At 48.1% G+C, this 976-nt stretch carries 2 protein-coding genes; both read left to right on the forward strand.

Going from position 1 to position 976, the window contains the following annotated elements:
• Positions 1 to 70 precede the first annotated feature (70 nt).
• The gene (locus ACB037_RS21265) at positions 71 to 385 is read left to right on the forward strand and encodes a DUF2523 family protein (protein ID WP_371175901.1); all 315 of its coding nucleotides are present in this window, start codon (positions 71 to 73) and stop codon (positions 383 to 385) included.
• A 3-nt stretch (positions 386 to 388) separates the two neighbouring features.
• Positions 389 to 976: zonular occludens toxin domain-containing protein (locus tag ACB037_RS21270; protein WP_371175900.1), on the forward strand; the 588-nt coding region annotated here is incomplete at its 3' end.

A 976-nucleotide genomic window follows, 5' to 3' on the forward strand; every position in this document is an offset into this window, starting at 1 on the left:
AATATTGCTCGCGCTGATGTTGTTTATTTTCTACTTTATTGCGTTCATGATTGTTGCGAAGAGGTGAGCGATGGAATGGCTAGGTGATTTATTCAGTGGGTTGTTTCAGGACATATACAATCTTGCGGTTCAGGTAACGGCATGGATTTCGGTGAAATTCGCTATTCAGTGGATCCAGTTTAAATTGTTCATGTTGGTGTTTTCATGGGATGTTGCCAGGGAAATCTTGATAAACCTGCAATTCAGCGATTTGATATCGTCCTCCTTTAATAGTCTTCCATCGTCGGTGCGGGATATCTTGCTCTATCTGCAATTTGATAAGGGTATGTCTGTTATCACTCAGGCGTTTGTGACGCGCTTTTTACTGAATATATTTGGGTGGTGATCTATGTCGATTAAAATCCATCACGGTGCGCCAGGGTCATATAAATCTAGCGGCGCTATTCACACCGATGTGATTCCCGCCATCAAAGAGGGGCGCTATATCATTACCAACGTGCGTGGCTTCTCTGTTGAGCGCTGCCGTGAGGTGCTGGGGAATGATGTTCCAGAGGGGTTTGAGGTGCTCTATGTCGAGACGGAATCCCAGGAAGGGCGTGATCATCTGGCGCGGTTTTACCACTGGGCTCCCAAAGGGGCGTTCTTCCTGGTCGATGAGGTGCAGCGGGTATTTCCGCCAGCATGGCGCCAGAGTGACCTGGATAAACTCAATTATCCAGGTGGGCCGGATAAGGCAAAAGAGGATGGCCGACCGGAAACTATCGACGTGGCCTTTGATATGCACCGTCATCACAACTGGGACTTTGTATTAACAACCCCGAACATCAAAAAGGTTCACCAAGTTATTCGGTCGGCGGCTGAGACTGCAATTCGGCATACCAATATGGCGATATTGGGGATTGGTGGCCGTTATAAGACCGTTCTTCACCTTTCCGACAATTCCGGCACATCCATGTCTGATGTGCTGCAAGCCAAG

The sequence above is a fragment of the Aeromonas sp. S19(2024) genome (assembly GCF_041402625.1).
In the GTDB taxonomy this organism is placed as follows: domain Bacteria; phylum Pseudomonadota; class Gammaproteobacteria; order Enterobacterales; family Aeromonadaceae; genus Aeromonas; species Aeromonas caviae.

Excerpts from the sequence above, each read along its gene's own strand:
- ACB037_RS21265 (WP_371175901.1), top strand. The coding sequence starts at position 71 with ATGGAATGGCTAGGTGATTTATTCAGTGGGTTGTTTCAGGACATATAC.